This is a genomic window from Roseibium sp., assembly GCF_965229775.1.
In the GTDB taxonomy this organism is placed as follows: Bacteria; Pseudomonadota; Alphaproteobacteria; order Rhizobiales; family Stappiaceae; genus Roseibium.
This window is the reverse complement of record NZ_OZ245929.1, coordinates 3,796,900-3,822,079: the sequence shown is the minus strand read 5'-3', so window position 1 is coordinate 3,822,079 and position 25,180 is coordinate 3,796,900. Positions and strand designations below refer to the sequence as shown.

The following is a 25,180-nucleotide window of genomic DNA, read 5'->3' as shown; positions in this document are numbered from 1 at the left end:
TGTTGCATTCGTTCTCATGTTCGCGGTCAGCGTTCATTTCTTCTGGCCTTTTCTGATCGTGGCAGCGCTATCGCTGGTCGGCCTCTACGACCTGCGGCAGACCAAGCATGCGGTTCTCAGGAACTATCCGGTTTCCGGCCATTTCCGGTATATTTTCGAAGCCATCAGACCGGAACTCAGACAGTATTTCTTTGAAAGCAACCAGGACGGAAAACCGTTTTCACGCGAACGCCGTTCGATGGTCTACGACCGCGCGAAGAACATCGAGGACGTCCTGCCTTTCGGGACTGAACTCGATGTCTATAACGACCATTACGGCTGGGTGAATCACTCCATCACGCCCAAGCACGAGAACCACGAAGAACTGCGCGTGACCATCGGCGGTCCGGACTGCAAACAGCCCTACTCCGCATCGCTCTACAATATCTCGGCGATGAGTTTCGGTTCACTGTCCGGCAATGCCATCCTTGCGCTGAACAAGGGTGCGAAGGCCGGGCATTTCTATCATGACACCGGTGAAGGCAGCGTGTCGCGATACCACCGCGAAGGCGGCGGCGATCTCGTCTGGGAACTCGGCAGCGGTTACTTCGGCTGCCGCTCGCCGGAGGGAAAATTTGATCCGGAGAAGTTCAAGGCGCAGGCGGCCGATCCCCAGATCAAGATGATCGAAATCAAGATGAGCCAGGGCGCGAAGCCCGGACATGGCGGCGTGCTGCCCGGCGCCAAGGTAACGGAGGAAATCGCCGAGGCGCGCGGTGTTCCCATCGGCGAGGACTGCATCTCGCCGGCGTCCCATTCCGCGTTCTCAACGCCGATCGAGCTTCTGGAGTTCATCAAGACGCTGCGCGACCTGTCCGGCGGAAAACCCGTCGGTTTCAAGCTCTGCATTGGCCACCGGTGGGAATTCATGGCAATCGTCAAGGCGATGCTGAAGACCGGCATCAAACCGGACTTCATCGTCGTGGACGGCGCGGAGGGTGGCACCGGCGCGGCCCCGATCGAGTTTGCGAACCGGCTCGGAACCCCTCTCCTGCAAGGGCTTCTTTTCGTTCACAACAGCCTTGTGGCCACGGGCATACGCGACGACATCAAACTGGGCGCCAGCGGCAAGCTGATCAGCGCTTTCGACATTTCGGGGACCATGTGCCTCGGTGCGGACTGGGTGAATTCCGCGCGCGGGTTCATGTTCGCGGTCGGCTGTATCCAGTCGCAAAGCTGCCACACCAACCGCTGCCCCACCGGTGTCGCCACGCAGGATCCGAAACGCCAGCAGGCGCTCGTGGTTCCGGACAAGGCCGAGCGGGTCACGAATTTTCACCGGAACACGCTGAAGTCTCTCATGGCCTTCACTGCGGCCGCGGGCCTCAATCACCCGAGCGAGTTCAAGCCGGAACACTTCTTCCTGCGCGGCGGACCGCGTGAAGTCATGTCGGCGAACGCCGCCTTCACCTGGCTGAAAAAAGGCGCCCTTCTGGACGACGTGCACGACATACCCGGCTACTCGGCCTTCTGGGCGATGGCGGAGCCGGAAAGCTTTCAGCCGTCAAAGTCACTCGATGCGGCGAGAATGCTCAATCACCACCGGTCGCATCACTGATCCGGACTCCGGTGCGCCCCCCGCAAACCGGCGATGGCTCAAGGCAGGTGATAGAACCAGCGCTGTTTCGGTTCCGCCTCGGAAAAACAGAGGATCCGGCCATCGGACACCCTGCGGACACAGGGTGTCTTGTTGATGAATGCGAAGTCAGCCAGTTCGTCGTTCCACCGCACCGGTCCGCCGTCGAAATACTGGACCTGGATTCGTTCCTCCGGCCAGCTGAAATCAATTCTGCAGCGCGCAGAGTCCGGTTCACAGGACCGGTCGTAACGGCACATCAGTGTCTCAACCGTCTCCCTGTCGTCCGAGATCTGACACCAGCCGTCCAGTTCGAGATCCGGGCTTCCGGGGACCGGTGTCTCCGGTCCGGCCGGTTCGTTGAGGTCCGGGAAGAGCCGGGTTCCGTTTCCGGTTCGTTTCTCGATTGCCGCAGCGCTGTCGCGATAAAGCTGTGAAATCCGGGTTGCCTGTTTGTGAAATGCGTCTTTCAACTCTTCACAGGTCTTGAACGCGGGAAACCGCGTGTAAAGTTGACCGATTTCAGTGACGGAACTCACGCCACTGGACATGATCTGTTCCCTGTACAGATCGATTGCCGCGCTTGTGCGTCTCAGGCGTGCGCGCATTTCCGGAGTGGCCTCGGATTTATGCCGCCAGCGCGGTATCCAGTTTTCGAACTCGACGGATGAATCAACCCTGCTGAGGACACATCCTTTCTCCGTTTCCCGCCACCATATGTGCCAGTTGGTCGACCAGATGTTTTTCGCCCAGAAGAAGTTGCCCCAGTTCGCATCCTTTCGGGCGTGATGCTCCAGATTTTTCGTGATTTCCAGCTCGGTGGACCCCGGCACGTAAAAATAGTTGTTCTTTGTCGTAACTTCAGGTGCGGACATCGCAAGCGGCACTGGCAACACGAAGCACAAGACAACAGAAAGAAACGCGGTCCGTTTCGCAATTCCCGAAATACTCATGATACGAAGACTTTCCTTGTACAAACCATTGCGCCGCCAGGACAGAATTGCGTTGCGATCAGCCGACAGGCTCCCGGCCAACACGCTTTCACCAATCCACACGGATCTCCTCGAACGGAACGCCGGCTCCGTCTATGTGGAACTGAGCGAGTGAAAATGACTGTGTTCCGACCGCCGGCTCAAAGAACCGGAACCGCAGCTTCACCGGCCGCGTCTTGCTCACGAACACCGTGGCCTTGTGGCGCACTTCGTTCTTTCTTCCGGTCCCGAGCGAAAAGGAGGAAATCGGATAAGTGATGCCGTCTTCGTCCTCCAGGAGGGTGCTCTGGTTCGAGATTTCCACTCTGCGGCCCGCATCTCCCAGAGCCTCCAAGGAGATGTCGCAGTACACGTACATCATCTTCTCCGAACAGGTGGCGAGATCGACCTGAATGTCGTTTACGACCTTTCTCCGTTTTCCCCTGGAGACAACTACGCCGTTCCCCGCATTGGCATGAAGGCTTCCTGCTTCAGCCAGCTTTTCAAGTTCGCCGACGCGCTCTTGCAGTTCCTTGATTTCCTTTTCCGGATTGTCTGCGTTCGCATCCATTGCCTCTTCTTCCAGCTTCGCGACTTGCCTGCGAAGCGCGATTTGCTCATTCCGCAGCCCGTCGAAGTCCTGGTTGGTCCCGAGGTTCGCCGGACGCTGCTCAAACGCCTCAATCCTGCCCAAAAGCTCCTGCTTGTCATCGTAAAGCCGGTTCACCTCGGTGTAGAAGTGATAGACGACCCCGGCAAACAGGATCAGCAGCACGAAGATCATGATCGCCGATATCTCGAGAAACAGGTTCCCGCGCTTCTGGAATTGGTCTTCCTTGATTTCGTAGTCCATCCCGTTCCACCAGACCTTTGCCCTGTCAGGAACCGTCCTCCCCATTGGACGGGATTGAAGATGCATGGTCAGACTTCAGCCTGACCATACCGATCTCCCGGCACCAACAGGCGCCGGGACATGTCTCAGTTCCACCGGTCAGGCAGCAGGATCTGCGCTTTCCGGCTTGGGCGGCTTGGGAGCTTTGTCCGCTGCCGCCTTAACGGCCGGGGCCGCCGCGGCCGTATCAATCGACCCATCCGGCAAGGCTTCAACGGGGCCGGTTTCGACCGGATCAATTTCCTTGGCGGGTGCCTCGGAAAGGCCATTGGTCAGCCCGGACAAACCGGACCCGTCCAACCCGACTTCCTTCATCATGGCATCCAGAAGCGGAGCCTGGGAGCGGTACTTCAGGGCGGACGTGACCATCTGGTCGGCGAGGTTTCCACCACCGCCCCCGTTCGGGCCCACGCCGCCGGCGGCCGCACCAGCGCCTCCGGTCATGCCATCGACCTGGATGATCTTGATGCCGTCGATCTGCTCCATCGGCTTGACGCTTTCTGCAATGATCTCAGGCAGCTGCTCCAGAAGCTTGACACGAACCTGCATCGCGATCTGATCCGGCGACAACAGATTGGCCGCTTCGTTGATCGCGCGCTGACCTGCGGCTTCCACCTCGTAGAGAGCCTTCTCGGCTTCCGCCCGGAGCTTGTCGGCTTCCGCGGAACCCTGCGCTTCGATGCGAAGCTTCGCGGCTTCCGCTTCCGCCGAAATACGAACGGCCTCGGCATGATCGGCGGCCGCCTGTTTCTGGGCTTCCGCGCCAACGGTGACCGCGACCGCGTCCATTTCGGCAGCCTTGCGGGCTTCGATCAGTTCGATCTGCTTGTCACGCTCTGCCACCTCGGTTTCCCGGGCGGTCGCGACCTGTTCGGCCGCACGCGCCGCAATGGCCCTGGCCTCGTCTGCCTCGGCCTCCGCCTCGGATTTTTCACGTGACTTTGCAGCAACGGCAATGTCGCGATCCTGCTCCGCAAGTTCGATCAGCTTCTGCTTGTCGACATTGGCTGCCTCGACGGTCCGCTCCTTGGAGATCTCCCGCTCGCGGACCTGCTGGTCCATCGCGATCTGGCGCTCTGTGACAGCCTGGTTGGACTCAATGTCCTTCTCCTTGACCTTCTGGCTTGCAAGGATCTTGGCTTCTTCGGCCTCACGCTCGCGCTCGGCCTGCTGCTTGGCGATCAGCGATGACTGCTCGGCCCTGCGGATCTCGATTTCGCGCTGCTGTTCGAGTTTGGCGAATTCTTCCTCGCGGCTGATCTGCAGACGCTCCTGCTCCGCCTCGAGATTCTTGCGCTGAATCAGGACTTCGGTCTCCTGTTCGATGTCGTTGCGCTTCTTGCGGCGCTCCTCGATTTCCTGGGTCAGCTTGGTCAGACCTTCGGCGTCGAAGGCATTTTCCGGATTGAAGTATTCCCGGTTGGTCTGGTCGAGGCCGGTGAGCGATACGGATTCCAGTTCGAGACCGTTTTTCAGAATGTCTTCGGAAACGGCAGCCTGCACCTTCTGGACGAAGTTCACGCGCTGCTCATGCAGCTCTTCCATCGCCATTTCAGCGGCAACGGCGCGCAGGGCGTCGACGAACTTGCCTTCGACCAGTTCGCGCAGGGCTTCGGGTTTCATGGTCCGCTGACCAAGCGTCTGTGCAGCGTTGGCAATGGATTCGATGGTCGGCTGAACGCGGACATAGAATTCCGCCAGAACGTCGACGCGCATGCGATCCCTGGTGATCAGGGCCTGGTCGTTGGAGCGGCGCACCTCAAGGCGCAGCGTGTTCATGTTGACGGGAATGACATCGTGCAGCACCGGCAGCACGAGTGTTCCGCCATTCATGATCACGCGCTGGCCACCGAAACCGGTCCGTACGAAGGAGACTTCCTTTGAAGACCGGCGGTAGAGGCGGGAAATGATCAAACCGATTGCCAGCAGGGCCACGAAGCCGATGCCGACGAGAATCAAAATGCTTATGAGTTGGTCCATAACTTACAACTCCCTTTTTCTTTTGATGAAATTCAAGAGCCCGGCGCGGGCGTCAGCTGTCAGCGCCGGTCAAAGTCGCGTTCGTGTTGCGTATCGCGGTGAAATGCGGGCCCTGCTGGCGGACGATGATGATGTCCGTCCCCTGCTCAAGCACCTCGCCCTCCACGTCCGGCTCGACCAGCACGTAGTGAGATTGTCCGGTCGGATCGCTGAGGCGCGCCTGTGCAGGCAGTCCCTGCCTGGCGTGGCCCTGAACGATGACGGCGGGCTTGCCGACGAATGTCTGCCGCGAGACGGCATCGCTTTCGTCCTTGGGCATGACCCGTGACAGCCCCAGCGCCGTCACCCGTGTGAAGGGCAGTGCCCCCGCGAACGCGCCGGCAGATGCCAGGATGCCCGGCAGGAGGAAACCGGTCACCGATTGCACAAGGCCCTGCAGCACATAGCCGACGAGGCCAAATCCGGTGAGAAAGATCACCAGGATGATCAGTGCGGGCACCCGTCCGAAGCAGAGCCAGCCAAGGATTTGGCTGAAGAGCCCCTGTCCCGGCCCGGAAATCTCCGTTCCCGCGGCAACTGTTTCAAGATCTCCCGGCAGCACGCCTCCCTGGATGTCCGCGTCGAACTCCGGTGCGTCGATTTCGGGGAGGTCCACATCCGGCAGGTCCACTTCCGGAAGCAGGCTGTCGATCATGCTCGACAGGCCCAGTCCCATGAGCGTGCCCACACCTTCGGCGAGCGCGATCGCAATCATCAGGCCAAGAGCGACCGCAAAAGGCGTGTTCGGCCCGGCTAGGATGAACTCGAACATGTTCAACCGTCTTTCGCCGACGCCTTCAATGCTGCAAGGCGTTCCGACACCCTGTTCTTGCGGGCAAGGTCCTCAAGCTCCGCAAGTTTGGTTGCATCGGCCCTGTCGGGCGTCTGCGTGCCCGGCAGGCCGGTCGCGCCCTGCATGACACGATCGAAGGCTTCTTCCGCCTTGCGGGTCTTGCCCTCGACACTGTCCCTGGGTGCGGCTGCACCCGATGCTGCACCGTCCGCCGCACTTTGCTGCTGGGCGCGGCGGAAGTTGTCGAGCTCGGCTTCCATTTCCCGCTTGCGGGCCTGAAGCGCACCTATGTAGCCCTCCAGTTCCTTTTCCTCACGGCTGGCATCCGCGACAGCGGATTCCAGCACGGGGATCTGAACTTCCAGATCGAGCTGCCGCGCGATCGCCGCTTCGGCGAGATCGTCGCGCCCCTCTTTCACCGCCAGGGCGATCTGACCCTGGAGTTCTTCGTGACGCGAGGTTGTTTCCCCGAGGCGCGTGTTCGCAAGATGCTTGTTCGCAAGCACACCGGCCAGTTCATCGCGAACCTGGTCGACGGCCCGGTCGACTTCGCGGATCGCCTCCGCCATGACGGTTTCGGGGGAAGTGTTTTCAATGGAGTCCACCAACTGGTTCACACCGCCGGAGACCAGACGCGTTACGCGTGCTACGAGACCTTCTGCCATTTTTTTCCTTCCTTTCCGTTCATCTTCGTCCGTAATTCAAAAAACAAATACATCCGGGGCATCACGCATTGCGATGCAGACGGCAATCGCCGGCCGGCCTCATCGGCCCCTTTCTCCAATCACCGGCGCCATGAATCTGCTGCCGGGCAACTTTCAGTCTCTCGCCGCGCGCCTCTGATCCAGCAGCCGCGCGACCTCCAGAATGGGCTCCAGCCTCTTGTCCATCAGCGCCGGATCATACGTCCGGCTCGGCGTTGTCAGCCCGAGGTCGAAAATCTCCTCGATCACCGAAAACAGTTCCGCAGACAAGGCGGCTTCGAATTTTACCAGATCCTGTTCACCTTGCTCAGGTCCGGGTGCCGAAGCGATCAGTTCCGCGAGCATTTCGGGCAATCGTTCATACAATTTCATGACAAGGTCGGACCTTATCCCGGTTTCCCTCTGCAATTGCCGCAAGCCCCTTTCCGCAGGCCGCACCATCGAGCGGAGCAGGTCTTCGCACGCGGCGACGTCCTGAACGCCTTCCTCTCGTTCGCGGGCCGCTTTCAGGATTTCGCGCATCTTGTCGCTCGGAGTTCGGGCGCCCTGAACCTCATAGCCCGCTAGGAAGGCCACATCGTCGTCACTGAGCCTGACGCTGATCGGAATACTCTTCGGCATAGACGTCACCAATCGTCTTCGTTTGTATTAATATGTTTACATATGTACACAAAAGTTTTCATTTGTCAAGAAAAATCGACCATCAAGTGCAGGATTTGGCAATTACACGTCAGGGATTCAAGAGAGTTATCCGTCCATGCCGCGCGTCAATTCCCGGAATTTCCCTTTCGAAACCGTCGGAAAATCGCAGGCCGGCAGGCTGCGGCCACTGATGCGTGCGCGGGTCATGCCTGCAACTGGTTCAGGAAAGACGGGCCCGGCCCTCTCAGACATCTTCCGCGAGCCGAGACACGAATGCCCCGGCCTCGTGCGACCTGACGACGGCATGTCTCACGAGATCATCGAAATGGCTGGCGAAGAGCTGAATGTGGCGCGTATTGGAAAAGGCGAGATAGCGCTGACCCAGATAGAGGGCCGCCCATTTCTGGCCGAAAACCGTGAAAGGCGACGAATACCGGTCCGTTGCACCGAACAGGTGCAGGCGCAGGGAGGGATAGAGATCGGAGAGGCTCTTTCCCATGACCTCCAACTGTTCCCTGCGTTCGTCGGGTGAAAGACCGGACCAAAGTCCCTCGCCGCGCGCAAACGCCTCAAGGGCTTCCTTGGAAAGCGCAATTTCCATGTCCGATTCGGCACGTCCGAGCAGCGCTCTCTGATCGCGTGTACCGGTGATGGCCTGGTCTGCTGTCCGGAGCGTCTCGCCGGCATATTCATAGGCCAGCACCGCATCCGTTTTCAGAACATCAGGCAGATTTGCGGGAACGTGCCGGATCTTCGCCCCGACGGCGTCGCGGTACCAGGCCAGAAGGTGTTCATCGACCGGATGCCGGTCGGTTTCGGCAATCTGAACCGCCTGATCAAGGATCTCCGCCGCGGCCCCGCGATGTGTCGACAGACCGAGAAGCCAGTCCGCGGACACGCCAAGAGCCGTGGAGATCGACGCCAGCGCCTGGCCATTCGGCAGGCGCGGTGCCTCCTCGGACAGGAGTTGCGATACGGTGGAGCGGTCCAGATTTGCGCCGCGCGCCAGATCGCTACGGTTCATGTCGCGGCTGCGGATGGCATCTGAAAGCCGTTCACGGAAGAGTTCTGCGCGTTCTCGCTTGTCCATCGTTGATTATTGTCTGCCGGATTTTTCAAAATCAACACAGCGTTGACCAAAGTCGGCAAGTTACGAGCGCCCTCCACATGCTGTGCGCCCTCTGTCCCGGCTCCGCCGACCTCGCTGAATGAGGAATTCACCTTGTTCGCGACACCGCGCGGTGGAAAAGCGTGAGCGAGCGCTGATCCGGCGGCGCGTTCACGACGATCGAATCGGGTCTTCACGCCGCCATCAAAGTGGGCGATCCTGTGCGGGTTCCGACGGCGATTGCCGCAGAACAGCTTTTTAGGGGGACCGACATGGCAACAGACCAGGAAACATCGCCATCAACGGAAGGAATGGTCGACTATGACGCGAACTCGCGGGCTCAGAAGGAACATGCGCTCGGAAACTCGGAGATCATCGCGGACCTGGCGCGGCGTGTCGCGAACCTTCCGCATGACCTGAACATCACCGATTACGGTTGCGGCCCCGGACAAAGCGCCGTCGAGACGGTGCGGCCCGCACTCGACGCCTGGAGCCGTGAGAGTGCCCTGAAATCCGTTTCCGTCTGTCATGCCGACCAGCATGGCAACGACTGGAACACGCTCATGAACCTTGTCTCGGGAAAGAGCGGTTACCTGAACCGGCCGCATCCACCCCTGGTTTCAGCGGCCGTCGGCTCGTTTTACGACCGCATGGTCCCCGATCGCTCCGTTTCCCTGGGCACCTGTTTCTTCGCAAGTCACTGGCTCAGGTCGACCGTCAGCCTGCACGCACCCGACACCGTCTGGTTTGCCGACCTGACCGGCGACCCAAGGCAGGTGATGTGGCAAAAGGCAAAGGACGACTGGATCCGGTTCCTGCGCCTGCGTTCAGAAGAACTTCAGCCGGGCGGATACCTGTTCGTATCGACCATCGGCGCCGTTCCGGAAGCCGGTGAAATCAACGGCACGGCCGCATCCGGACGCGGGATCTACCGCGCGATGCAGGCCGTAACCGCATCCATGGCCGAAGACGGCCTGCTTGACCGCAACGCCGCAGACAATTTCGTTTTCGGGCTCTGGTTCCTGACCGCGCAGGAAGCGCGGGAACCCTTCGAGGAGGGGTCGGGTCTTGCCGATCTCTATGAGGTCGACACGATCGATGTTGCCGGTGTCGACGGTGGCGGTGATGTCTTTGCGTCCTCTCTGAATGATCCTGCGGACTACGCCAGAAAATATGCCGGCTACACCAAGGCCTTTGCGGCAAGCTCATTGCGCGCCGGCCTGTTCGAAGCGACCCTTGGGGAAGGCAAGAACACGACATGGCTGGAGAACGAATTCTTCAGACGCCTTGAGGACCTCTACCGCGAGAAAACGACGGCCTATGCCCTTGAACAGTGGCATCTCAAGGTCATCCTGAGGCGAAAAGAAAACTGACCGGCCATCAACGGCTCGCCCGCATGCGCCTTGCCGCCGCCCTACTCGGCCGCGTGCGCCAGGAAACCGCCCGACTGGCGTTCCCACAGCGTGGCGTAAAGACCGCCGCGTGCCAGAAGATCGCGGTGCGTTCCCTCTTCGATGATGCGGCCACCGTCCATGACGACGAGCCTGTCCATTGCCGCGATGGTCGACAACCGGTGGGCCACCGCGAGCGTTGTCCTGCCTTCCATCATCTGAGCCAGGTTCTGCTGGATGGCGAGTTCCGCCTCGCTGTCAAGCGCGGATGTTGCCTCGTCGAGGATCAGGATCGGTGCGTCCTTTAGGAGCACTCTGGCGATGGTGATCCGTTGCCGCTGCCCGCCTGAGAGTTTGACCCCCCTGTCGCCGACATGCGCGTCCAGCCCGACCCGTTCCTTGCTGTCCCTTTGCTCCGCAATGAATACCTCGGCCTCGGAGGCACGCGCAGCGGCCAGTACCTCGGCGTCGCTCGCTGCGGGTTTGCCGTAGCGAATGTTGTCGCGGATCGACCTGTTGAGCAGCGAGATGTCCTGGGTGACGACCCCGATCTGCCGGCGCAGCGATTCCTGCGTCACGTCCCTGATATCCTGGTCATCGATCGCGATGCTGCCTTGCGACACGTCCCTCAGGCGCATGAGCAGCGCAATCACCGTCGACTTGCCGGCGCCCGAAAGACCGACCAGACCGACGCGCTCTCCCGGGGCGATGGTCAGGTCGAAGTTTTCCAGAACCGGCTTGCGATCCTTCTGATAGGCAAACGAGACCGCGTCGAAACGGATCTGTCCCTGGGTTACGCTCAGGTCCCCGGCGCCCGAACGGTCCTTGATCTCGGGCCTGCTGGTCATGATCGGCATCGCATCCTTGATCGTGCCGAGAGTGCTGGTGATGGACTGCCCGACACTGATGAAGTTGGAAGAGGCTGCCGACAGCGACCTTGTTACCGTCAGCCCGGCCACGAAGTCGCCGAGCGTGACCCAGTTCCCGACAAGCCCCCAGAAGCCGATCACGGCAACCGCCAGCATCAGGAGCACGTTGAGGAAATAGACGCTGCTGTCGGTCAGGATATAGGACCGGTTTTCACTGTGCCTGGTATCGATCGTTTCGCCGATCACCTTGCGGATCGCACCGGCTTCGGAGTCTTCTGCGGCAAACAGCTTGACCATCGCGATGTTGGAATAGACATCGGTCATCGCGCCGGTCGCCCGGGAGTTGGCGGCGGCAACCTTGGCGGAGCGCTGCATGTAGGTCGGGATTGCCAGCCAGGCGACCAGAACATTTGCGGCGATCCAGAAGAAGACCGGGACCGCAAGCGGCCAGGCGAGTGCAAGCAGCAACAGGAACGACCCGCCGAACTGGATGATCAGAAAGGGGATCGTCTCGATCGCCAGCATCATCTGGCGATGGACCGACATCGTCACCTGGGCGATGCGCGAGGCGACCTGCCCCGCGAACGTGTCCTCGAAGAAGGCGAGATCCTGCATCTCGACGGCCTTGTGCGCCTGCCAGCGCATGGCGGCGGGCAGGAGAATGCGGACGGTCTGAAAGGCGAATGTCTGCCGTAACAGAAACACCAGCGGGCTGACGATGACGAACAGGACGAAGAAACCGGCCAGGATCCACATGTGTCCGAGAAGAAACGCGCGCGCCCCTTCGGCTGTCACGCCGTCAACGACAAAGGCGATCGCCCAGATCCCCAGAAGTCCGAGCAGCGACGAGATCATTGCCAGGATCGAGACTATGACGAGTTGCCTGCGGAACATCCTTGCGAAATGCCAGACCAGTCTCAACGGCCCTTTGTCGGGCATCGGGGTGACCGGCAGTTCCAGCGGCTTCAAGTGCGTTTCGAACGGACGGAAGTAACGCTCGATCAAGCCGGCAAAAATCGGTCTGGCAAAAGCCACGCCTCGTACTCCTGAATGGTCTTCCAATACCCGCGATGCCCGGGTGACAATGTGTACCGGGCTCCGGCCAAGCCCCAACCGGGTCGCATCGCCGCTCAACAGAGTATTTCCCTGGCGGTCTACTTGCCGGTATCGGCGCGTTCGCAAGGTGTTATCCTGTACATGCACCGGCGGTCGCCGGACAAGAGATGCTCAATGCGCTCAACCGTGGCCTCCGGGCCGAGGACGTCCTTGAAGAGCGTGAGCTCCGAGCGGCAAAATCCCTGGCAGGCCGTCGCCGCGGCGCAGATCGAACAATGGTTTTCCACCAGAAGGAACGCGCCGTCCTCGCGGATGACCTCCGCCATGTAGCCTTCCCGGCTGCGCAGATCCGCCAGTATCTCGACCCGGCCGTGCAAATCTTGCGCACCGCTCATGGCCGACTTGTAAAGCTGGCCTGTTTTCGCTTCGCGGTGCGCAATCAGGTTTTCCAGGCCGTCTTCGCCATAGAGGTCCGACAGCCCTTCCAGCAGCCCGACAATCAGGGTCGAGTGGCTGTCGGGAAATTGCTGGTGCCCGGCGGCCGTCAGCCCCCAGACGCGCTTCGGGCGCCCGACCGAGCCTTTGACATCCTCGAAATCGACCAGTCCCTCGCCATGCATTCCGTCAAGATGTTGCCGGACCGCGACCGACGTCACGTTCAGGTTGTCCGCAAGATCGGCAGCCGTCTGCGGGCCCGATGACTTGAGTGCGTTTAGGAGGCGGGTTCTCGTACGGTCGGCCATGGCTCCAATATAGGGCTGGCTTCGCATTAAAAAATAGTTCTCTTATCAAATTATCGTTCAACGAGAGAGAAAAAGGACCGCGATCTTCAACGGCCGGCGGGTTCCGAAATTGATTCCAGTGATTGGCGTAAGCCACTGACATTCATGAAATTTCAGAAAAGTCTCTGCAAAAGCATGCCCGATCCCCTTCAGATTGATTGTCAGCGCGATTATCACAGGTTGCCGCAAGAAACAGTTCTGGTTTTATGAGTTCTGACAAAATACAATCGGAAGCAAATTCACTCTTTTATCTAAACTAAAAGTAGGTACTCTAACCTTTCTTTTAGCTTCTTCCGTTAAGAGATAGTCCAATTGGAGGAGTTGATGGAAAAAATCCGGGTTTTTCTGAGATGGATGTCGATAGACCCGCGCCATCCGGAAATCGCGCAAGCGCAGTACAACGAACTGAAAACCCAGATCCCCTCCCTTTACGCGCTGCTCATGGTGAACGCGATTGCCGTCGCGTATACCCATTACGACGTGGCGCCCGTCTACCTCACCGTCGGCGTTCTGGTGCCGATGCTCGTTCTGACGAGCATTCGCATGGTCGCCTGGATCCGCGCCAGGCATGTCACCCTGGGTCCTGAAGACGCCATTCGGAAAATGCGTCAGACCGTCATTCTGGGCAGCGTGATGGCCGCGATCTACATCACCTGGTCGCTCGCTCTCGACGGTTATGGCGGTCCGGAAGAACGCGGCCATGTGGCGCTCTTCATAGCGATCACGGTGATCGGTTGCATATTCTGCCTGATGAACCTGCCCCAGGCCGCATTCGCGGTCATGTTCATCGTCACAGTGCCCTATCTGGTCTACTACATCCGCCAGGATCAGGACGTCTACTTCGCAATCGCGATGAACATCTTTCTGGTCTGCCTGGTCGTTCTTCAGGTTCTGATCAGCGGCTACCGGGGCTTTTGCAAGCTGGTGCAGTCGCAGTCCGACCTAGCCGCCAAGCAGCAGGAAACCGAACGCCTGAATGCGGAAAATGCACGGCTTGCCCAGACGGATGCACTTACCGACCTTCCCAATCGCCGCTATTTCTTCAATCGGCTCGAGGCGCTGATCAGGGACGTTGGGGGAAGTGAAACCAGGTTCGCCGTCGGCGTCGTCGATCTGGACCGGTTCAAACCGATCAACGACACCTACGGGCACCAGCTTGGTGACCAGCTTCTGATGGAGGTCGGCAACCGGCTCAAGGCACTGGACGCGCAGAATGTCGAGGTCTGCAGGCTCGGGGGTGACGAATTCGGCTTCCTGTTCCACGGCGATACCAACGAGGCGGCGAACGCGGGTCAGTCGATCTGCGACCTGATCACCGAGCCCTACAAGATCGGAGATCTCACGTTGTCCGTCGGCGCGTCCTGCGGCATTGCGGTCTATCCGGACGCCGGAAAAAGCGCGCACGCCCTTTTCGACCGATCCGACTATGCGCTCTACAATTCCAAGACAACCTCGCGCGGCCATACGACCGTTTATTCGGAAGAGCACGAGGCGCGGATACGCTCGGAGCGGGCGATCGAAACAGCCCTGCAGAACGCCAATCTGGATGCGGAGTTTCAGGTCTATTTCCAGCCGGTCGTGTCCCTGCCCGACAAAACGGTGGTCGGGTTCGAAGCCCTGGCGCGATGGCACAGTCCCGTCCTGAAAAGCGTCCCTCCGGATCGTTTCATTGCGGTTGCGGAACGGACCGGGCAGATCAACCGCCTCACCTTGTCCCTGTTTGACAAGGCTGTCCGGCAGATCAAGGACCTGCCCGGAGACCTCAGTCTTTCCTTCAACCTGTCCGCCCAGGACATCACGTCGGCGGTGACCGTCCATGCGCTGCTCGACGCCATCGAACGCCACGGCGTCAATCCCAGGCTGATCACCTTCGAAATCACCGAGACCTCGGTCATCGGCAGTTACGAAGCAGCCGAAGAGTGCCTGCAGACGTTGCGCAGCGCAGGCGTCAAACTGGCACTGGATGATTTCGGAACCGGCTACTCGAGCCTGGGCTATCTGCACCGCCTGCCGATCGACTGTGTCAAGGTCGACCGCAGTTTTGTTGCCGGTATCCACGAACCCGTCGCGAGCGGCGTGATCACGTCGATCATCAACCTTTGCCGCTCGATGGAAATGCTCTGTGTCGTGGAAGGTGTCGAGGACCGGACACAGCTCGACCTGCTGTCTGCCCTGCGCTGCAATCTTGTTCAGGGTTACCACTTCGCCCCGCCGTTGCCGTTCGACCAGATCCTGGAAAGCGCACGCGCAAACGGGACGGTTGCCGGTCTCGCGCTCTCCAGCACGGACGGCATGGAAGAACTGAGACTGTCCAGCGCCTGACCATGTACATGTCAGCGCCATCCGCGATGACCGGGAGAGCCATTCTTGAGCGGCGGCACAAAGCGGCAGAAGGAGATGCGCAAGGCCCTGCGCAGCCTTGCACCCAGGATCCCGATGAGCGACGCGGAAGCGATACTCGGCATCGCGCTTTCCGCTCACCTGCGCCATCTGCCGCCGTCGATCGCACTGTGGCAGGCGACCACCAGTCACGTCCGGCACGCGCTGACCGAGTACGACACCCTGCTTGAAGAAGGCTATGACCGGGATGCCGCCCGTTTCTTTGTTGTCCAGACGATGAACGACATTCTCAGCGACTGGGGCTGCAACAAGGAAGTCTCGGCCGACCCGGACCCGTCCGGCTGATCCGGGTTATACCCTAAGGCCGTTTGGCGACCAGATCGATTTCGACCAGGGCATCCACTGCAAGACCGGAGACGCCGACACAGGTGCGGCCCGGCAGCTTGTCGGGCGGGAAGAACGCCCTGTAGGTCTCGTTCATCCTGGCATAGTCGCGCTTGAACTCGGTCAGATAGACACGCGCAAAGACCGCGTGCTCCAGCCCGAGACCGACGCCTGCCAGCACAAGCCTGAGGTTCTCCATCACCCGTCTGGTCTGCGCCTCGATGCCGTCCGGCAGCGGCGCCTCGGGATCGTCCGGAAAAGTCGGCATCTGGCCGGTGACATAGACCCAGCCGTCGGCCTCGACGGCATGGGAAAACGGGGCAACGGGCTGCGGCGCGTCGCCGACCATGTGATGGATTGGAAGCATGAGCGTCTCCGGTAATTTTCAGTCTTGAACCGGAGCCAGACTAGCGTCACGACCGTGGGTAAATCCACTGTTCGGGGATATGCGCCGTCACGGTCTCGCCGGCTTCGATCACTCCGGGCTTTTCAACATAGCCGACAAGGCCGCGCAGGCCGCGCGCCACCTGCGGAAACAGCAGGTCGAGACCCTCGCGATCGGGGTAGTTCGCGGCAATCGCCGCACCCGCAAAGCGGCACGGGGCGTTGTCGCCGTCCACGCGGATCACCGTTCCGCCTTCGAAGACCAGCCGGGTGCGGGGCGGGATGCGAGTCAGGTTGGCAATTCCGGCAACCAGAATATTACCGCCGATCCATTCCGGTTTCAGATCCCCGATCTCCATTCTGGCCGCGACTTCGGCAAGTTCCTCGACCGAAAGGATCGACACCTGCCGTTCGTTGCACATTTCCGTGCCGCGCGGATACCAGGGTTCCCGTCCTCCGGACTTGCGGGTGAAACCGGCGTGCCGGTCTCCGGGAACCCCCTCGAAGCTCAGCTCCAGGCGCTCGGCGGGCGCCGTCTGAAAATCATCCGGGGACGGCGTGCGGTAGACGCCCTGAACCTTCCCGTCCACCTTGAACTTGCGTGCAATCCGGATCTCTTCCGGCATCAGTGCAGGCTGGTCAGTCATTGTCGGCTCCTGTTTTCTGACACCGAGGGGTAATACCAACATCAACAAGTAAGACCCTGTTCGATGGTCTTTTTCAGGGTCGCCGGCAAGGAGCGGTGCGCAGGTCGGCCTGGTTGGCCGGTCAAGCGGCGCGACGCAGTCCGGCGGGCCTGAAAAAACCACCGGAGGCCGCGACATAAGAGCGTTGCGCATCTTGGCCGATGCCCCACATCGCCCTGCGGCACGCTCCTCGCGGAACACGCTCATGTCCCGGTCGAATAGGGTCTTACTTGTTGAGGTTGGTATAGGCCCGCCGGACGAAGGACACCAGCAAATCAAATTGATCAACGCATCAAACGTGTTGATCTTTTCGGCCGTAAGGATCCAGCCCGTCCCGCACAACGCAAAAAGGCCCGCAGCACTGTGCGGGCCCTGAACCACGTTTCCCCGGTTACTGGAGCTTCACGGTGCACACCATCTGTGTGTGCTGCGAATTGATCCAGCAGTTGGGCGGCAAGGGTCCGGTCGGGATCGGATAGTAGTAGTAGGTCGGCTGGTTCGCCGCGTTGGCAATCGCCGCGCCGGTCGCTACGCCGGCGGCATAGGCACCCGGATGATAGTAGGGGCCATACGGCGGGTAGTAAGGACGATAGGGCGGATAGTAGGGATGATACGGGTGATAGGGATGATGCCAGGCGCGGCAGCGCGGGTCCTGCGGCGAGTGGTAGCAGTAGGGTCCGTAGGGCTCGAAACCGACCGATCCCGGCGCAGTTGCGGTTGCCCGGCCGTGATGGTGGTGCGGCTGGCGGGCGCTGCGGTCAATAAAGAGCGCGACGCCTTTTGCCGTTTCCGGCAAGTCGCCCCGCAGAACCGTCACGCCGTAGACCATCGATGATCCATCGGACTTGGCCGAAGTCAGTTCGACGAGCGCAGGCGCCTTTCCGGTTTCGCTCAGAACCGAGACAACCGCATTGGGCGGATCGCCCTTGAACCCATCATCGGAGTTCCAGTAGTCCGCAAAATCGGCGTTCGAGATCTGGCCGCCCACGCGATACGGCCTGTCGGAGAAAAACAGGACACCCGTGTTGGCATCCGAGAGTGTCAGGGAGGTGCCGTCATAGGACATCTCGCCCGCCTGCTGGACGAAGTCGTAGGTTGGCGGCGGCGTCGGATCGGCGTTGACCGGTTGGGCCGTCTGAGCGCTTGCCGGTCCGGCTGCAATCATTGCCAACAGGCCGGCGCAGACCGTGAGGCCGCGCGGAATTCGTTTAAACTGCATGTGTTGTTCCTCCTCCGGGCCAAGCGGGGTGCCCGATTGCTGACACGCAAATCTTGCACAAAGCGCCGGTTGAAATTGTGACATAAAACACAGTCTTTGCGGGCAATTGCAGCCGGATCAAGGCCCTGAAATTAATATTCGGTAAGGCTCACGTCCGAGGCTCAGGTTTCAGGGTCACTTGCGTTCAGGTCCGACGTCGCACTCCAGATGTGTTCCTGCCGGAGCCCTTGCAGGCAGCGGACGACTTTCCGGGCGTAATAGAGAGTTGCCACCCAGTCGGTCATCAGATCGATGTCCGCCGTTTCGGGGGCCGGCATCGCGGCCAGCCACTCTTCCGCCAGGCCCGGCACCGTTTGCTGCGCCCGGTTCTGCAGCACGGCATCGAACTCCTCAAGGACGCGCTTGTCCATGCGTTCCAGAAGATCGCCAACCGAAGGCTCCCGGCGGTTTTGCGCCACTTCCGTTCGAATGGCATTGCGCGCCTGGCGGTAGAGGATGACGTAATCTGCAAGAACAATCACAAGGACATCGAGATCCCCACTTGTGCGCGCACTCGAAGCCCAGGGGATCTGCTCCGCACGGTAGTTCTGCGCAGCACCCATCAGGTCCCGGGCCTTGTCCTTCAAGGACGCATAGGCGGCCTGGTCCGTCCCGGAGGTGTCTCCGTCTTCGCTCAGGAAGGTTTTGCACGAGAGCAGATAGGCGCCCGCAAGTCCCTTGACCCCCTCGCCGCTGCGCTTGGGAAACAGCAGCCAGGCTGCCGCCAGACCGGCACCCGCGCCGATCAGGGTGTCGTAAAGCCGGTCCCAGAACTCGGAAACCGGCAGGCCGGTCATGGCTTCCAGCCCGATCAGCACCATGAAACTGATGATGCCGACGGCGATGCCGTAGTTGCGCTCGAACAGGATGATGATCGGCGGCAGCAGCGCCACGATCAGGAACAGCCTGAATTCCGGCACCTTCGACAGAAGCGGTTCCATCAGCATCGCCACCACAAACCCGGCCAGCGTTCCGGCGGTCCGCTGTGCCGTCTTGTGAATGGTCGCACCGAGGCTGCTGCACAGAACCACGATGACGGTGATCGTGATCCAGTAGGCGTGGCTCAACTGAAAGATGTGGCCGATGCCATAGCCGACGGCGGCCGCGACACTCGCCTGCGCCGCAAGCCGCCAGGAAATGCGGTTCCAGAGACCTGACCCCTTCCCTCCGGCAGGCGCATCCTTTGCGCGGCTTCGATCACCTCGTCTCCCTCGGCAAGCTGCCACAAGCGGTCGAAGGCCTGGGCAATCCGGAGGACCTGGAACGTGTCCTGCCGACCAAACCTGGCAGCGCCGCGCGCCCACGCCAGATCAGGCTGCTTGGCGTCCGGTCCGACCCGACCGGTTTCAATGCGCCGCAAGACCTCCTTGAGGGACGACCGGTAGGTTTCATTGGCGATCAGATCGCGCCGAACGTCCGCAGAGAGCGCTTCAAGGGCATTGCGGACCACCTCCAGCGCCAGCCGCATCATCGCCACGGCTTCCGCGGACAGGCCGCGCAGCTCACCTTCCGCACCTGCCAGTTCCGCGGAGAGTTCCAGTTCGGCACGCAGTCCGGCAAGGTCGTGAAGGGCGGCCCGGCTGGTCTTGTCGCTCCGCGAGCGGCCGGTCGCGGCACGGTCAAGATAATCGGCAATCGCCTTGCGGTTGGCAGCGGCGACGCGCTCGTAGGTCCGCCGTGCCGACGGCCGCCAGAGACCGATCCGCGCCAGGACTGCAATCAAAACGCCGAGCGCCGTCATGAGCGGCAGCCAGAAGCCCGGAGACTGGGGCGTGCTGGACATGATCACGAACAGCCAGAAAATCGAAATCATGCGCCCCGCACGCAGCCAGAAGGGACCAAGACCATCCAGCGCGAAACCGAGCGCAATCACGCCGATCCAGATCAGCTGAAGCACCACGGGCGCAGCGTTGCCGGACAAGGTGCCGATCAGGGCACCGGTGGCCGCCAGGCCTGTCAGAACCGCGCCGAACCGCACCAGCTCGCCGGCCTCGCGCCGCCGGATCGAGACCGGCGTAAACATCAGCACATGTGCGGCCGCCGACGCGCAGATGACGGCAAGGGCAAAGCCCGGTACGCCTTGTGCAAGGCTGCCGGCATGATCGGCGAACAGCGCGGCGGCAACGACCGCAATCGTCAGATGGATACCCCTGACGAGGCGCAGGGCACCCGGGTCGTAGCGATAAAGGCGCGGCAGCGTACGGGAGACGACTTGAAGCATCGGAGGAACTTGAAACACCTTGGCCAAGGAACTGATTTCTCTTTGAAGAATGCCCTTGAATTCATGCTGCCGTAAAGCAAAAGCCGTGGCTGCCTGACGGTCGGGACAGCCCATTCCTTCCAGGGGAATTGAGATGCGCCTCCGTTTCCCGCATCTCTCACACACGTTCAGCAGAGAGAGAGAGAGATAGCCGCATGAAATCGTTTTATCTTGCCGCCGCCGTCATCGGAACCCTGGTGCCCTGGATCTTTTTCGGCGGTTTCATAGCGGAAAACGGGATCAACCTTCCGCTCTTTGTTGCCATGATCTTTGCAACGAAACCGGCAAGCGGTTTCGCCGCGGATCTCCTGATCTGCTGCGCCGTCTTCTGGATCTGGTCGTGGCGCGATGCACGCGAAACCGGTGTACGCGGCTGGTGGCTCACAATCCCGGCGGTCTGGCTCGTCGGCCTGTCGCTCGCCCTGCCGCTTTACCTGTGGCTTCGGGAACGTGAAAGCGAGCGCGAATAAAAGACTTTGGCAGTGAAGCCGAAGATTGTCGGGACCTCCAAAGCAAGGTTCGGAAGCCGGCAGGCAATGTGAAAACCGCTCCGTCGTCACCCTGGGCGAACGGCGTGAGACCCGGGGCCGGAAAGCCCCGGAGAGGACACCCGAAAACCCGCCAAGTCGTTGCCGCCCCGATCCCGGATCTCCCTCTGGTCGTCCGGGATGACGAAAGAGAGGAAACGGACCGAGACTTAGCACCACAAGGTTGCCGATGAGCACCGACAGGTCCGTCTCGAAGGAACTGCGGCGGTCTCAGGACAAGCGGTCCATCCTTCGAGACAGCGCTGCGCGCTTCCTCAGAGTCTGACTCGAAATTCATTCTTGAGCCTTTGCCAAGCGCCTGATGATGAGTTCGATGCTAGCGATGTACAGCCAAGCGGTCTGTGTTTCTTGTTTGACTTCAAAGTCCTTTGCAAGACGCCGCCGTCGCCCAAACCAGGCAAATGTTCTCTCAATGACCCATCGTCTTGGCAGAAGCGCGAATCCTTTCACCCCGGTTGGCCGTTCGACGATCTCAATCGTCCACGGTCCACAATCCTCGATCTTTTTCAATAGCTTCGGCCCTCGGTAGACCCGATCGGCGAAGATATGAGCAAGGTTGGGATAGGTCTGCCGCAGGCTGCGTAGCAATGGCACCGCTCCGTGGACGTCCTGGACGTTGGCGGGATGAACCAGAACGTCCAAAAGAAGCCCGTCCGTATCAGTGACAATGTGGCGCTTGCGACCTTTGATGCGTTTGAATGGATCAAGTCCCCGAGGACCGCCGACTTGGATTGTTGCGACGCTCTGACTGTCAATGACACCGGCGGTCGGAGTAGCATTGCGCGCTTGTGATTGGCGATGCCGCTCAACCAGCCGCCGGTTCAGCGCTGGCCATAACGCATTGTCACGCCACGCATAAAAGTATCTCTGCACTGTGGAACGTGGTGGGAAGTCGGCAGGCAGAAACCGCCAGGGACAGCCTGTGCGCAGCAGATAGAGAATGGCATTGACGACTTCCCGCAGCGACGTGGTGCGCGGACGACCTCGATCTCGTCGGGCTGGCAGATGGGGACAGATGAACCTCCATTCTTCGTCCGTGAGATCACTTGCGTAACGCAAGCTGCGACGGTCATAGTTGGCGCGGGTGGTCTCGGTCCACATGGCGAAGCTCCGTTCTGTTAGCGCAAAAACGGAATCACATGCGACCGGGATCACTCAACTAATTTCGGGCCAGTCTCTCAGGATGAGGTTGTTTTTCCAGCAGCCGGATCGGCGACACCCGCCGGACAGAGAACACCTCCTCCTTGTCGTCCCGGTTTGCCGCGCGCGGCAAGACCGGGATCCAGTAAGCTGTATCGGCGGCAAATGGGCAAGACGGAAAGGCAAGAGAATACTGGATCCCTGCCTGCGCAGGGATGACAAGGAAAGAGATCCATATCCTGGCCTTGCGAAATCGCACGATCTGCTTCCAGATCGTCATTCCGGCCAAGCGCAGCGCGAGCCGGAACCGGGGAGCCACGGGCTTTAGCGATTTATCCAGACACTTCCGGTTCTCCGGTCCCGGATCTCCCTCTGCTCGTCCGGGATGACGCGGCAAAAAACCCGTCCTTATTCTCGATCCCGTCTCAGTCGGCGCCAGTGTCGACGAGCAGAAGCTCCGATATGATCGGCCAATGATCCGACCACAGAAATGAGCCGACCTTGCAGGTCTTCTTCCGCAGCGCTCCCTTGATGAAGAGGTGATCCAGTTCGAGGCCGAAACCTGGAACGGGCGCGAGCCATGTCGGGCTCCAGCGTGCGCCGCATGCGACTTTCCGAACATCGGCCCGACCCTGAAACGCCGTCATGAGAGGCGACCAGGAAACCGCGTTGAAATCGCTCGCAACCAGTGCCGCACCATCCGTCTCCTGCAGCTGCCGCGCGAGTTCCTCGAGGATCGACTTTTGGCGCTCGTAGAGAGCAGGTGTAATCGGCGGGAGCGGGTGAATCGCAAATACCGTCAAACACGAACGCCGGTTCTCAAGGCAATAACTAGCCTTCGTTATTGCGGCGGCGTTCTGGCCGACGCGGACGTTCTCGACATCCGTTGGCGGCGAGCGGGACAGGATGACAGCGCTCGGCCGGCCAAAGGTTGCCTGTCGCGGTGATCCGGCAATGTGTCTCATGTCCGGAATACTTGAAAGAAGCGTATCATCTGCGTCGGCCGGCAACTCCGTCAGCACCAGAATGTCGAATGCTTCGTTTTGGTGCGCCTCGGACAGACGCCCAAGTGCGCCCGGTCTACCGAACAGGTTTGCCGCGGCAAGCTTGACCTCGACACCATCGGATGTAGACGCCTCGGCGAAGCGTGTCGTGCTTGCGACGTCCATCTGCCAGATGGAAAATCCGCAAAGAAGACCGGCCACAAGCGCCAGCGCCCGTCGCCGGATCACCCACAACAGCACGAGCAGCACGACGCCCGCCAACGCGATCTGGGCCTGGAAATGCGCCAGCAAATCCAGAGGCCATCCGACAGCCGCCAGAACGGACCCCGCACTTGCGCATACACACACCAGAAGACCCAGAGATAAAAATCTTTCAATTGAAGTCATGCACGACCCGTAAATGAAAAAAGGGCAGTCCCTCGACTGCCCTTTCAGTATTTTTTGTGCAAATTCAGCGCGTGAGCGGCTTGTACTTGATCCGGCGCGGGTCGGCGGCGTGGGCGCCGAGGCGGCGGACCTTGTCCTTTTCGTAGTCCTCGAAGTTGCCTTCAAACCACTCCACGTGGCTGTCGCCCTCAAAGGCGAGCATGTGCGTGGCCAGACGGTCGAGGAACATGCGGTCGTGGCTGATGACCACGGCGCAGCCGGCGTAGTTTTCCAGCGCATCTTCCAGGGCCGCCAGCGTTTCGGTGTCGAGGTCGTTGGTCGGTTCGTCGAGCAGGAGCACGTTGGCGCCCTTTTTCAGGACCTTCGCCAGGTGCACACGGTTGCGCTGGCCGCCGGAGAGGTCGCCGACCTTGGCCTGCTGGGCCGGGCCCTTGAAGTTGAAGGACGAGCAATAGGCGCGCGAGTTGATTTCCTTGTCGTCGAGATAGATCACCTCGGCACCGCCGGAAATTTCTTCCCAGACCGTCTTGTCCGGGTCGAGTGCATCGCGCGACTGGTCGACATAGCCGAGCTGGACGCTGTCGCCGATGACGACATTGCCGCTGTCCGGCTTTTCCTGACCGGTCAGCATCTTGAAGAGGGTCGACTTGCCGGCGCCGTTCGGGCCGATCACGCCGACAATGCCGCCGCGCGGCAGCTTGAAGGAGAGATCCTCGATCAGAAGACGGTCGCCGAAGCCCTTGGAGACGCCCTCCAGGTCGATGACGTTGGCGCCGAGGCGCTCGCCGACCGGAATGAGGATCTGCTCGATGGACGGCTGACGCTCTTCCTGCATGGCGACAAGATCCTGATAGGCGCGGATACGCGCCTTGGACTTGGTCTGGCGGCCTTTCGGGCTCATGCCCATCCACTCGCGTTCGCGGGCGATCGCCTTGGAGCGGGCCATGTTCTCGCGGCCTTCCTGCTCCATGCGCTTGGTCTTCTTTTCCAGGTAGACCGAGTAGTTGCCCTCGTAGGGAATGCCCCTGCCCCGGTCGAGTTCCAGGATCCAGCCGGTGACGTTGTCGAGGAAGTAGCGGTCGTGGGTGATGATCAGGACCGAGCCCTTGAACTCTCTAAGGTGCCGTTCCAGCCAGTGGACGGTTTCCGCGTCCAGGTGGTTGGTCGGTTCGTCGAGAAGCAGAAGGTCCGGCTCGGACAGGAGCAGCTTGCAGAGCGCGACGCGGCGACGTTCACCGCCCGAGAGATTGTCGACGGCACTGTCGGAGGGCGGGCAGCGCAGCGCTTCCATCGCCATCTCGACCTGGCTTTCCAGGTTCCACAGGTCCTGGGCGTCGATCTCGTCCTGAAGCGTGGCGGCCTCTTCGGCGGTCTCGTCCGAATAGTCCATCATCAGTTCGTTGTAGCGGTCGAGCTTGGCCTGCTTGTGGGCGACGCCTTCCATGACGTTTTCCATGACCGTCTTGGAATTGTCGAGCTGCGGCTCCTGCGGCAGGTAGCCGACCTTGGCGCCCTCGGCGGCCCAGGCTTCGCCGGAGTATTCCTTGTCGATGCCGGCCATGATCTTCAGAAGCGTCGACTTGCCCGCCCCGTTCGGGCCCAGGATGCCGATCTTGGCGTCCGGGTAGAAGGAGAGATGGATGTTGTCGAGAACTTTCTTGTCGTTATAGGCCTTGGAGAGGCCATGCATGTGATAGATGAACTGGCGCGCCATGGGGCTCCGCTTCTCCACTTTCGAAAACTGACGGGATTCTTAGGAATTCTGCCGGGTCTTTTAGGGGAAATGCGCGCCGGGGGCAATGGGGGGAAATGTTCAAACGGCGTCATTTTCCGAATGACACAGCATAAGCTGCAGGACATCCGTATTCGATGCGGCCACCGTCGCATGCATCTTCAGCCTTACAGGCTGCAGCAGGCGAAGTTGCCCCCCACGCTTTTCCTCTTTTC

At 60.6% G+C, this 25,180-nt stretch carries 23 protein-coding genes; 5 read left to right on the top strand and 18 right to left on the bottom strand.

What is annotated here, in order from left to right:
• The first annotated feature begins 16 nt into the window (after positions 1 to 16).
• Positions 17 to 1,597, top strand: a complete 1,581-nt coding sequence (locus ACO07N_RS17315) for an FMN-binding glutamate synthase family protein (RefSeq protein WP_421984444.1) — start codon at positions 17 to 19, stop codon at positions 1,595 to 1,597.
• A gap of 38 nt (positions 1,598 to 1,635) precedes the next feature.
• Here ACO07N_RS17315 and ACO07N_RS17310 read toward each other — a convergent pair whose 3' ends face one another.
• The 7 genes from ACO07N_RS17310 to ACO07N_RS17280 all read right to left on the bottom strand — a co-directional run bounded on the left by ACO07N_RS17310 (position 1,636) and on the right by ACO07N_RS17280 (position 8,726).
• The gene (locus ACO07N_RS17310; protein WP_421982214.1) at positions 1,636 to 2,568 is read right to left on the bottom strand and encodes a DUF922 domain-containing protein; all 933 of its coding nucleotides are present in this window, start codon (positions 2,566 to 2,568) and stop codon (positions 1,636 to 1,638) included.
• Between the two features lie 88 nt (positions 2,569 to 2,656).
• Positions 2,657 to 3,439 (bottom strand): hypothetical protein, encoded by a 783-nt coding sequence (locus ACO07N_RS17305; protein WP_421982213.1) that lies wholly within the window; start codon positions 3,437 to 3,439, stop codon positions 2,657 to 2,659.
• A 138-nt stretch (positions 3,440 to 3,577) separates the two neighbouring features.
• The gene (locus ACO07N_RS17300) at positions 3,578 to 5,458 is read right to left on the bottom strand and encodes a flotillin family protein (protein ID WP_421982212.1); all 1,881 of its coding nucleotides are present in this window, start codon (positions 5,456 to 5,458) and stop codon (positions 3,578 to 3,580) included.
• A 52-nt stretch (positions 5,459 to 5,510) separates the two neighbouring features.
• A complete protein-coding gene (locus ACO07N_RS17295) occupies positions 5,511 to 6,269 on the bottom strand; it encodes a YqiJ family protein (protein WP_421982211.1) in 759 nt (252 codons plus the stop codon).
• A gap of 2 nt (positions 6,270 to 6,271) precedes the next feature.
• Positions 6,272 to 6,955: a PspA/IM30 family protein gene (locus ACO07N_RS17290; protein WP_421982210.1), complete on the bottom strand. Its 684-nt coding sequence runs from the start codon at positions 6,953 to 6,955 to the stop codon at positions 6,272 to 6,274.
• 153 nt (positions 6,956 to 7,108) lie between these two features.
• Positions 7,109 to 7,615 carry a hypothetical protein gene (locus ACO07N_RS17285; RefSeq protein WP_421982209.1) on the bottom strand — a complete coding sequence of 169 codons (507 nt, stop codon included), beginning with the start codon at positions 7,613 to 7,615 and terminating at the stop codon, positions 7,109 to 7,111.
• Positions 7,616 to 7,880: 265 nt separating this feature from the next.
• Positions 7,881 to 8,726, bottom strand: a complete 846-nt coding sequence (locus tag ACO07N_RS17280) for a helix-turn-helix domain-containing protein (protein ID WP_421982208.1) — start codon at positions 8,724 to 8,726, stop codon at positions 7,881 to 7,883.
• 290 nt (positions 8,727 to 9,016) lie between these two features.
• On the opposite strand from ACO07N_RS17280, the gene ACO07N_RS17275 reads away from it, so the two are divergent.
• The gene (locus ACO07N_RS17275; RefSeq protein ID WP_421982207.1) at positions 9,017 to 10,117 is read left to right on the top strand and encodes a hypothetical protein; all 1,101 of its coding nucleotides are present in this window, start codon (positions 9,017 to 9,019) and stop codon (positions 10,115 to 10,117) included.
• 41 nt (positions 10,118 to 10,158) lie between these two features.
• On the opposite strand, the gene ACO07N_RS17270 is transcribed toward ACO07N_RS17275, so the two are convergent.
• Positions 10,159 to 12,039, bottom strand: coding sequence for an ABC transporter ATP-binding protein (locus ACO07N_RS17270; RefSeq protein WP_421982206.1), 1,881 nt, complete (start codon positions 12,037 to 12,039; stop codon positions 10,159 to 10,161).
• Positions 12,040 to 12,158: 119 nt separating this feature from the next.
• Positions 12,159 to 12,803 (bottom strand): helix-turn-helix transcriptional regulator, encoded by a 645-nt coding sequence (locus ACO07N_RS17265; RefSeq protein WP_421982205.1) that lies wholly within the window; start codon positions 12,801 to 12,803, stop codon positions 12,159 to 12,161.
• Between the two features lie 363 nt (positions 12,804 to 13,166).
• On the opposite strand from ACO07N_RS17265, the gene ACO07N_RS17260 reads away from it, so the two are divergent.
• Both ACO07N_RS17260 and ACO07N_RS17255 read left to right on the top strand, forming a co-directional pair.
• Entirely contained in the window at positions 13,167 to 15,164 is a 1,998-nt protein-coding gene (locus ACO07N_RS17260) for a putative bifunctional diguanylate cyclase/phosphodiesterase (protein WP_421982204.1), read from the top strand.
• Between the two features lie 45 nt (positions 15,165 to 15,209).
• Entirely contained in the window at positions 15,210 to 15,527 is a 318-nt protein-coding gene (locus ACO07N_RS17255) for a DUF2293 domain-containing protein (RefSeq protein WP_421982203.1), read from the top strand.
• A gap of 13 nt (positions 15,528 to 15,540) precedes the next feature.
• Here ACO07N_RS17255 and ACO07N_RS17250 read toward each other — a convergent pair whose 3' ends face one another.
• The 5 genes from ACO07N_RS17250 to ACO07N_RS17230 form a co-directional block, all read right to left on the bottom strand.
• Positions 15,541 to 15,933: a RidA family protein gene (locus tag ACO07N_RS17250; RefSeq protein WP_421982202.1), complete on the bottom strand. Its 393-nt coding sequence runs from the start codon at positions 15,931 to 15,933 to the stop codon at positions 15,541 to 15,543.
• Positions 15,934 to 15,979: 46 nt separating this feature from the next.
• A complete protein-coding gene (locus ACO07N_RS17245) occupies positions 15,980 to 16,597 on the bottom strand; it encodes an MOSC domain-containing protein (protein WP_421982201.1) in 618 nt (205 codons plus the stop codon).
• A gap of 430 nt (positions 16,598 to 17,027) precedes the next feature.
• On the bottom strand, positions 17,028 to 17,855 hold the full coding sequence (locus ACO07N_RS17240; protein WP_421982200.1) for a hypothetical protein: 828 nt from the start codon (positions 17,853 to 17,855) through the stop codon (positions 17,028 to 17,030).
• Between the two features lie 161 nt (positions 17,856 to 18,016).
• Positions 18,017 to 18,970 (bottom strand): FUSC family protein, encoded by a 954-nt coding sequence (locus ACO07N_RS17235; protein WP_421984443.1) that lies wholly within the window; start codon positions 18,968 to 18,970, stop codon positions 18,017 to 18,019.
• Positions 18,958 to 20,115 carry a hypothetical protein gene (locus ACO07N_RS17230; protein WP_421982199.1) on the bottom strand — a complete coding sequence of 386 codons (1,158 nt, stop codon included), beginning with the start codon at positions 20,113 to 20,115 and terminating at the stop codon, positions 18,958 to 18,960. The genes ACO07N_RS17235 and ACO07N_RS17230 overlap by 13 nt, the downstream gene beginning before the upstream one ends.
• 194 nt (positions 20,116 to 20,309) lie before the next feature.
• Here ACO07N_RS17230 and ACO07N_RS17225 point away from each other — a divergent pair, with 194 nt between their 5' ends.
• Positions 20,310 to 20,624, top strand: a complete 315-nt coding sequence (locus tag ACO07N_RS17225) for a DUF2834 domain-containing protein (RefSeq protein ID WP_421982198.1) — start codon at positions 20,310 to 20,312, stop codon at positions 20,622 to 20,624.
• 351 nt (positions 20,625 to 20,975) lie between these two features.
• On the opposite strand, the gene ACO07N_RS17220 is transcribed toward ACO07N_RS17225, so the two are convergent.
• From ACO07N_RS17220 to ettA, 4 genes are all read right to left on the bottom strand, one after another.
• Positions 20,976 to 21,803 (bottom strand): IS5 family transposase, encoded by an 828-nt coding sequence (locus tag ACO07N_RS17220; protein WP_421979445.1) that lies wholly within the window; start codon positions 21,801 to 21,803, stop codon positions 20,976 to 20,978.
• A 58-nt stretch (positions 21,804 to 21,861) separates the two neighbouring features.
• Positions 21,862 to 22,239, bottom strand: a complete 378-nt coding sequence (locus tag ACO07N_RS17215) for a hypothetical protein (RefSeq protein ID WP_421982197.1) — start codon at positions 22,237 to 22,239, stop codon at positions 21,862 to 21,864.
• 28 nt (positions 22,240 to 22,267) lie between these two features.
• Positions 22,268 to 23,233 (bottom strand): endonuclease/exonuclease/phosphatase family protein, encoded by a 966-nt coding sequence (locus ACO07N_RS17210; RefSeq protein ID WP_421982196.1) that lies wholly within the window; start codon positions 23,231 to 23,233, stop codon positions 22,268 to 22,270.
• Between the two features lie 64 nt (positions 23,234 to 23,297).
• On the bottom strand, positions 23,298 to 24,947 hold the full coding sequence (gene ettA, locus ACO07N_RS17205) for an energy-dependent translational throttle protein EttA (protein ID WP_421982195.1): 1,650 nt from the start codon (positions 24,945 to 24,947) through the stop codon (positions 23,298 to 23,300).
• Positions 24,948 to 25,180 lie beyond the last annotated feature (233 nt).